Below are 7,814 nucleotides of genomic sequence, written 5' to 3'. Positions count from 1 at the left end.
AGCTACAGAGCTACAGAGCTACAGAGCTACAGAGCTACAGAGCTACAGAGCTACAGAGCTACAGAGCTACAGAGCTAAGGATATTTTTAAAGGGAAACTAAGCCAAGGAAAAGACTAGATTATTGAATTATATGATTGTTCGTATAATGTATATTATGTTAAATGTAATATTTGGAAACCTACCATATATAAGGCTCTGGCGTCATGCGACATATAAGTTGTCACTGACGACACATACAATGTCATTATTCCTTTCCTAATATGAGCAACCAAGGTATATCTTTACCTAAGATGTAAAAATGAATTATCAGATTGTGGCTGGTTCACTTTGACCAGCCATATTCACCTGATTAAAGTTTTATTCAAAAGTATCAGGGTCTGGGCCTAAACGCTCTTCTCTATCAAGTAAAGCTATTTTGTTGAGATCCTCATCTTCTAATTCAAAATTGAAAACATCAAAATTTTCTTTGATTCGAGCTAATTTAGTCGTTTTTGGAATTAAAATTAAGTCATTCTGAAGATGCCAACGTATGATAATCTGCGCAGGCGTTTTATTATATTTTGTAGAAATATCCTTAATCATTTCATTATTTAATACTTTATTTTGAGCTAATGGACTCCAAGATTGTGTTTGAATATTCAAACTTTTATTAAAACGCCTCATCTTATGCTGTTGCATATATGGATGAAGTTCAATTTGATTTAGAACTGGTGAAATATTAGTTTCTTTTATTACTTTCTCTAAATGTTCCTTATGAAAATTAGCCACTCCTATTGAGCGAATTAGACCTTTTTCTTTTAATTTAATAAGTGTTTGCCAAGTCTCAAGATATTTTTCTCTTTGAGCCACTGGCCAATGAATTAAATATAAATCAATATAGTTGAGCTTTAAAAGATCCAGACTTTTCTCCAGAGCCATTGTAGTAGCCTTTTCTCCATGAGAGTCATTCCAGACTTTAGTTGTAATAAAAATATTATCTCGATCTATTCCACTATCTCTAATACCGATACCTACTCCTTCTTCATTTCCATAAATTGATGCTGTATCGATTAAACCATATCCATGTTGTAAAGCTTCACGTACGGCAAAACTTGCTTCTTGATTTGTTGCCTGCCAGACGCCTAATCCTAATTTAGGGATATTCATACCATCATTTAATGTAATTTGTTCTTTAAAATTTTTAATCATCAATAACTTCCTATACTTCATTATTATGCCGTTAAGCAATTTCTTGAGAATAAAACGTCCAATCTTTTTTATACCCAACCGTAACTTCAAATAGCGAAAGAATTATTCGTGCAGTTAAGCCCCAAATTATTTCTTTATTATATTCAATACATGAAACTTCTACTTCTCCCTCTGGGTATTTCCCTTTGTATGGCTTAACATCGTTAATTAAGAAATAATTTAAAGGTATATAAAAAACTTCAGAGACCTCTTTAATATTTTTTATAATTTTTAAATCCGGTGGAATAACAGCAACTAAGGGAGTAACTTTTAGCCCACCTAAAGAGTTTTGTAGAGGTAACTCACCAATAAATGTAATATCTTTTTCGGTTAGGCCTAATTCCTCATGTACTTCTCGTAAAGCTATCTCACGATTTGAACTATCATTTTTTTCAAGGCATCCACCTGGTAAAGCTATCTCTCCAGGATGATGAGATATAAATTCAGATCTCTTAGTTAACAAAATCTTAGGTTCAGATTCATCTGTTATAGCTAATAAAACTGCAGCATCTGTTAAATTATTACTATATAAACCAAGTTTTCTGATCGAAATATTAAGCAATTCTCTTGATGACAAATTTTTTATCATATCTATCTTCATACTGTCCTTGTTTTGATTCTAAATATAAAAAATTAGTTAAGTAATTAAAACTTCGCAAATTACTTAAAGGTGACGCAAATTTAAGTAATAATTAATTATCTTTATAATAACTTCACATTGCTTCTTACTTATCTAAATTGCGAAGTATAAAAGTAATTTCCTCTAAAATATTATTAAAAATTGATACCAGTTCATTCCATTTTAAAAAAGGATTCAAATGTCTTATACAATTCAACAAGATACATATGCAGTACTATTGCCTGCGTTTAATGATTTGAATATTAGAAATATTGCAGAGCCTTTTCTAAAGAAAGGAGGATGCAGTATTCTATTAGGTGAAACGAGAGAAGAATATGTAAACAGAAGAATGAATGAAAAACGGATAAATATTGAAAAGAAAACTGATTTTATAGATTTATTCTGTTGGGCGAAAACAATTCAACCTAACCTTAATGTGGCTATAGATTTTGAGCCATATGGTATAAATAGATTAGAGGGAAAAATAGATCTAGAACGGAAAGATTTGAATAATATTAGTGAACAAGAATTATATAATTATTATAAAAACAAAGCGTTGGCTTTAAAGCAACTGGGTATTACTATGGTATTAGGACCAATAGCTGATATTATAACTGGTTCAAATCCCTGGTTGAAAGACAGACAAATTGAAACAACATCATATAATATTAGCCAGTTAGTTAAAATATTTATTGAAGCTCTACAGTCATTGGAGATTGACTGTGTTGCTAAGCACTTTCCGGGATATAATCATTTAGAAAAAGATCCAGCAATAGAAGATACAGTGTTAACTACAGATAAAGAAACAATTATCAGCAACTTAGATACCTTCAATTCAGCTATTAAAGTTAATACTGCTGGAATAATGTTAGGACCAGCAGCTGTAGAGGTTTTTGATCAAGTGAATTCTGCTTCAACCTCTCAAAAGTTAGTAAATTTTTTGAAAGAAGATCTAGATTATAAAGGTTTAATAGTCAGTGACGATCTAGATGCTCCAGCAATACTAAGAGGTAAATCAATAGATGAAATTGCTGTTCAAGCACTGAATTCAGGAGTTGATTTATTATTATTGAGTTCTGAAAATGATCTTGATCAAATTGCTCAATATATTAGTCTATCAGTTGCTTCAGGAAATTTAGATAGAGAAAGGCTATCTAATGCTGCAAATAAGGTAAGAAATTTATCATTCAAGAAAAATTTGAATAATAATTAATTTTGAATATCATAAGCTGAGCTAGAAATAGCGTCTAACTCAGCTTATAGTTTTAACCATTTAAGATTAAATCTGCAGCTTTTTCACCAATCATAATCGTTACAGCATTTAAATTTCCTGAGATTACATTAGGCATAACCGATGCATCTGCAACTCGTAGCCCTTCGACGCCATGAACTTTCAATTTAGGATCTACAACTGAGGTAGTTTCATCTTCCCCTATTCGACATGTGCCACAAGGATGAAGACCAGGATAAGCCTCATTACGAACGAAATTTTCAAAATCTTCCTGAGTTTTTAGTGGTTTTTCTGGAACATGACTTGCTTCAATATAATCTTTAAAAGCCTCTTGGGACATTATGTCTTGCACCAATTTAGCTCCATCCGCTAAAGTTTTTAAATCATTTGGCGATGTAATATAGTTGGGAACAATTAAAGGCTGTTTATATGGGTCAGAACTTTGTAATTTAATATAGCCTACAGATTCTGGGCGTGTTTGTGTAATACTGATCGTACAACCATTACCACCAGGAACCCCATCTTTACCTTCTTCAATCCCTGCACCTGCTAAGAAAAATAATTGTAGATCTGGTAACGTTTTCCCTTGAGAACTCCACCAGAATGCACCTGTTTCAATAATATTTGATGTCGCAGGTCCAGCATTAAATAACAAAAATTGAAGTCCCGCTACAGCTTGCCACTGTAATTTTTTATATTTGTCATAACTGAAAGCACCTTTAAGCTTATAAATAAGGGACATTTCAATATGATCTTGATAATTTTGTCCAACATTAGGTAAATCTTTAACAACAGGAATACCGTGCTCTTTCAAATCTTCTTTTGGACCTAATCCAGATAATAATAAAAGATGAGGTGAACCAAAAGCACCAGCAGAAACAATTATTTCTTTTTTTGAATATACAGTTTCTTTTTTTCCATTCTTAATAAATTCAACGCCGACAGCTCGTTTACCTTCAAAAATAATTCTTAAAACTTTACACCCCGTTTGAACGGTTAAATTATCTCTTTTATTTGATAAATAAGCTTTGGATGCACTCGAGCGACGACCATTTCGAATTGTAACTTGGTAAAAACCGCATCCCTGTTGCTCACCTGAGTTGAAATCAGCATTAAAAGGAAGACCATATTCTTGACACGCCTTTAACCAAACGCGAGATAAATTATGTTTATACGAACAATCTGATACTCCAAGAGGTCCATTGACACCATGTACATTATTATGAAAAGTATTGTTATCTTCTGACTTTTTAAAATATTTAATTACGTCTTCATATCCCCAACCTTTTGCACCTGCTTTTTCCCAATCAGCATAGTCGTTTGCATTACCTCTTAAGTAAAGCATAGCATTAACTGAACTACCCCCACCTAATACCTTGGCTTGAACCATCGTCGCTTCATGTTGTGGTGTTTGTTCTGCGCTCCTTACATAATTATAGCGCTTGAGTAATGGACCTTGAGCTGTTTTATAATAAGTGACAGGAATATGAATATAAATACTTTTATCCCTAGGACCTTCTTCTAACAAAAGAATAGAATTATTCGAGTTCTCACTTAACCTGCCTGAAATTGTACTTCCAGCAGAGCCGCCTCCTATCACAATATAATCGAAAGATGGCTTATTCATTTCAATATTTAAATTATTCATCTGACATCCTAAAGATTTGATTAATTAAGAATTAATGTTTCAAGATACTTATAATGCTTTTGCGCATTTTCTAATGGTGAATCTTGATGCTCTTTCTTATAAAAACTTTCGGATGCCCACCAACCGTCATAACCGGTTGCCTTAACAGCTTCTACCCATTTATCTAATTGAATAATTCCTTGACCTAAGTCGACATTTCTTAATTTAACTTCTTCTGGTATAGCAGAACTATTCTCTAAACCATCACAAACATGTACACCATAAATTAAGTTCTTATCTAGTTTTTTGACATCTTCCGGAGTATTCCCACAAGTATTCAAATGCCAAAAATCAATAATTATCTTGATATTATTCTTGTTTGCTAATTGAATTGTTTTAATTTGATCTTCTAGCCTTTTGAGCGGGGTCCATGCCAGAGCTTCTAGATAAATTACTAAACCATACTCTTGAGCTACATCTGCCAAGATCGATAAATTTTGTGCTGTTTTTTCTATGATCTCATCAATTTCTAGACCTAACAGGCCTTTATAACCATTAAATTGTTTTTGTTCGGAATGACTAATAACAGCATTTACGTCAAGAGGGCCACTCAAAACCTGAACACCTTTTGCACCACTTTTTTGGGCAAGACTAAATATTTTTCGGGCATCAGTAATTAAATCTTCCCGTTCAAGCCCCTGTCTTTCTATATTAACTAAATATCCCATTCCTGAAATAGTTAAGCCTTTAAGTAAAGTTTTAAGGTCAGATTCTGTAAAACCAGCATCTAGATAATCCGCAACCTTCTTTGCAGATAGTTCAAGGCTTTTAAAACCAGCTTCCTTTGCTGACTCCACTTCCACAACTAGTGAACTATATTTGGCTAAAGTTGTATTATGGGTTAATTCCATTTTGTATACTCACGACTTGTTATTCAGCCGCAATATATAGCATATTGATTTTGTCTCTTTAATTTCGCACTTAAGTTTGAGAATGCGCAATATGACGCATTCAAAAATTTAATTTATATTTAGAACAGAAGTAGAACTCCTGATTACTAACTTAGTTTCAAAAATTTTCTTATGAATCTTTAGATTGTTTTCTTCGTTAAGAAGTTCTAAAAGTAACTTGGCAGCATAAGCTCCTTTTTCTAAAAGTGGTTGTTGAATAGTAGTTAAACCATATATAGATGCTTCAGGTATATCATCGAAACCAATAATAGATAAATTATTTGGAACATTAATATCATGCTGGTTAGCAAAATTTAAACTGCCAATCGCCATCACATCAGAAGCTGCCACAATAGCTGTTATATCTGTATTTTTCAGTAACATAGATGTAGCTATATTGCCATCTTTAATATTAAATCCTCCTGCCTCATAAATATGCAAATCTGAAAAACTAATTCCATATTTTTTAGCTGCTTCTAGATATCCATATAAGCGTTCTCTAGAAATCATTTCTGTTGATTTTTTTAATCTTTTTTCATCAATAAAACCTTTAAAACCATCTGGTATTAAGCGTTCTATAATAATTCCAATATTTTTATGGCCTAAAGATAATATATGTTCCATTTGATTAATTGCTGCATTTCTATCATCTATACCGATGTAATTTATATTTTCAACTAATGGTGCATCCAAGATTACAGCAGGAATTTTTTGTCGAATAATAGCTTTTACTACTGGATGATTATCTGGCAGCGTCGAAATAATAAGGCCATCAACCAATCCTCGTGTTGCAAGACTATATTCATTTGTCCCCACCCCATCCTTAAATCTTGAATTATTAATCGGTATTAAAGTTAATGCGACATCTGATAATTCTTCAACACTACTAATACCCTGCAATAGCGTGATAACCCACGGATCAGTACATGCATAAGCTAATTGATCCATCACCATTAAGCCTATAGCACCTACTCTTCCAGACTTAAGACTTTTAGCCCTAATGTCCGGCCCCATATAGCCTATCTTTTCTGCCGTTTTGAATATTAACTCACGCATTTCTTTTGATACTTTAGGAGATCCGTTATAAGCATATGAAACTGTTGCCTGTGAGACCCCACACTCTTTTGCAACATCCTTCATCGAAACCATTAATTTTCTCCAAATTAACTTAAAAATAAGTATGAAACTAAACAACTTAGTACTTATAGCATATTTCATTTAAGTCATAGTATGTACGTTATTTCCTACATACAGCCTTTTGACAAAAACTTTATTCATCTTTTAAGGATTGACAATTTTTTTTGTTATCGTTAATTTTACGTTAGGTTATACGTATAACCTAATATGAAAATTGGATTTCGGAGAAGAAAAATGGCTAAAGTTTTGTATTTGTACGGTGGGTGGCCTGGCCATTACCCTTATGAAGTTGCTGCATGGATGCTCAATTTACTAAAAGAGCTAGATTATGTTGTTGAAGAAAGTACTGATATTTTTACATTAGATCGTGATTTAACCAGCTACGATTTAATAATTATTGGCTGGAATAATGCTGTAACAACAGAAACACTAACCCCCTCACAAGAGAATCATCTCCTAAAAGCCATTGAATCAGGAACAGGCCTAGTTGGAATCCATGGAGCTGGCGCTGCATTTAGATCTAGTTTGCGATATCACTGGGTACTTGGTGGCTCATTCGTTGAGCATCCAGCTGGCGAGGCTTATCCAAAACCTTATATGGTTAATATGATTGATTCATCTCATCCTGTTACACAAGGCGTTAGTGATTTTGAAGTCCGTTCTGAACAATATTACATGGAGGTAGACCCTAATATACATGTACTTGCGGAAACAACATTCGATGGTGATCCTATGCCATGGCTAAAAGGCCATAAGAGTCCTGTAGCTTGGGTACGCAATTGGGGAGATGGTCGTGTTTTCTATCATTCTATTGGCCATGATACCAATAATCTCTCGGACCCAAATATTCGTTTACTAACCAAGCAAGGTATAGCTTGGGCTACTCGTAAGCAAAATTAATCTTTTCTAATTAGCCACCTATTTATAAACCAAGGAAGTTATTAATGAAGAAGAGATTAACGGGTAGTCAGATTGTTGCCCAAACCCTAAAGAATTATGGCGTTGAATATGTAGCCGGTATT

The 7,814-nt window shown here is 33.3% G+C and carries 7 protein-coding genes; 2 read left to right on the top strand and 5 right to left on the bottom strand.

Annotated elements, in window-relative coordinates; all coding sequences use genetic code 11:
- Window positions 1–358 precede the first annotated feature (358 nt).
- Together KTI79_RS18875 and KTI79_RS18870 are read right to left on the bottom strand one after the other, a co-directional pair.
- Window positions 359–1,189, bottom strand: coding sequence for an aldo/keto reductase (locus KTI79_RS18875; RefSeq protein WP_032055811.1), 831 nt, complete (start codon window positions 1,187–1,189; stop codon window positions 359–361).
- Between the two features lie 31 nt (window positions 1,190–1,220).
- Window positions 1,221–1,829: an NUDIX hydrolase gene (locus KTI79_RS18870; RefSeq protein ID WP_024432744.1), complete on the bottom strand. Its 609-nt coding sequence runs from the start codon at window positions 1,827–1,829 to the stop codon at window positions 1,221–1,223.
- A 217-nt stretch (window positions 1,830–2,046) separates the two neighbouring features.
- Here KTI79_RS18870 and KTI79_RS18865 point away from each other — a divergent pair, with 217 nt between their 5' ends.
- The gene (locus tag KTI79_RS18865) at window positions 2,047–3,060 is read left to right on the top strand and encodes a glycoside hydrolase family 3 N-terminal domain-containing protein (RefSeq protein ID WP_032055812.1); all 1,014 of its coding nucleotides are present in this window, start codon (window positions 2,047–2,049) and stop codon (window positions 3,058–3,060) included.
- A gap of 52 nt (window positions 3,061–3,112) precedes the next feature.
- Here KTI79_RS18865 and KTI79_RS18860 read toward each other — a convergent pair whose 3' ends face one another.
- The 3 genes from KTI79_RS18860 to KTI79_RS18850 form a co-directional block, all read right to left on the bottom strand.
- Window positions 3,113–4,726, bottom strand: a complete 1,614-nt coding sequence (locus tag KTI79_RS18860; RefSeq protein ID WP_228148539.1) for a GMC family oxidoreductase — start codon at window positions 4,724–4,726, stop codon at window positions 3,113–3,115.
- Window positions 4,727–4,746: 20 nt separating this feature from the next.
- Entirely contained in the window at window positions 4,747–5,616 is an 870-nt protein-coding gene (locus KTI79_RS18855) for a sugar phosphate isomerase/epimerase family protein (protein WP_032055814.1), read from the bottom strand.
- Between the two features lie 108 nt (window positions 5,617–5,724).
- Window positions 5,725–6,804, bottom strand: coding sequence for a substrate-binding domain-containing protein (locus KTI79_RS18850; protein WP_032055815.1), 1,080 nt, complete (start codon window positions 6,802–6,804; stop codon window positions 5,725–5,727).
- Window positions 6,805–7,026: 222 nt separating this feature from the next.
- Here KTI79_RS18850 and KTI79_RS18845 point away from each other — a divergent pair, with 222 nt between their 5' ends.
- The gene (locus KTI79_RS18845; protein WP_024437599.1) at window positions 7,027–7,692 is read left to right on the top strand and encodes a ThuA domain-containing protein; all 666 of its coding nucleotides are present in this window, start codon (window positions 7,027–7,029) and stop codon (window positions 7,690–7,692) included.
- Window positions 7,693–7,814 lie beyond the last annotated feature (122 nt).

The organism is Acinetobacter sp. WU_MDCI_Abxd143, from assembly GCF_025514195.1.
Taxonomy (GTDB): Bacteria; Pseudomonadota; Gammaproteobacteria; order Pseudomonadales; family Moraxellaceae; genus Acinetobacter; species Acinetobacter pittii_H.
This window is presented reverse-complemented; position numbering and strand designations above follow the sequence as displayed.

Excerpts from the sequence above, each read along its gene's own strand:
- KTI79_RS18875 (WP_032055811.1), bottom strand. The coding sequence starts at position 1,189 with ATGATTAAAAATTTTAAAGAACAAATTACATTAAATGATGGTATGAAT.
- KTI79_RS18870 (WP_024432744.1), bottom strand. The coding sequence starts at position 1,829 with ATGAAGATAGATATGATAAAAAATTTGTCATCAAGAGAATTGCTTAAT.
- KTI79_RS18865 (WP_032055812.1), top strand. The coding sequence starts at position 2,047 with ATGTCTTATACAATTCAACAAGATACATATGCAGTACTATTGCCTGCG.
- KTI79_RS18860 (WP_228148539.1), bottom strand. The coding sequence starts at position 4,726 with ATGAATAATTTAAATATTGAAATGAATAAGCCATCTTTCGATTATATT.
- KTI79_RS18855 (WP_032055814.1), bottom strand. The coding sequence starts at position 5,616 with ATGGAATTAACCCATAATACAACTTTAGCCAAATATAGTTCACTAGTT.
- KTI79_RS18850 (WP_032055815.1), bottom strand. The coding sequence starts at position 6,804 with ATGGTTTCGATGAAGGATGTTGCAAAAGAGTGTGGGGTCTCACAGGCA.
- KTI79_RS18845 (WP_024437599.1), top strand. The coding sequence starts at position 7,027 with ATGGCTAAAGTTTTGTATTTGTACGGTGGGTGGCCTGGCCATTACCCT.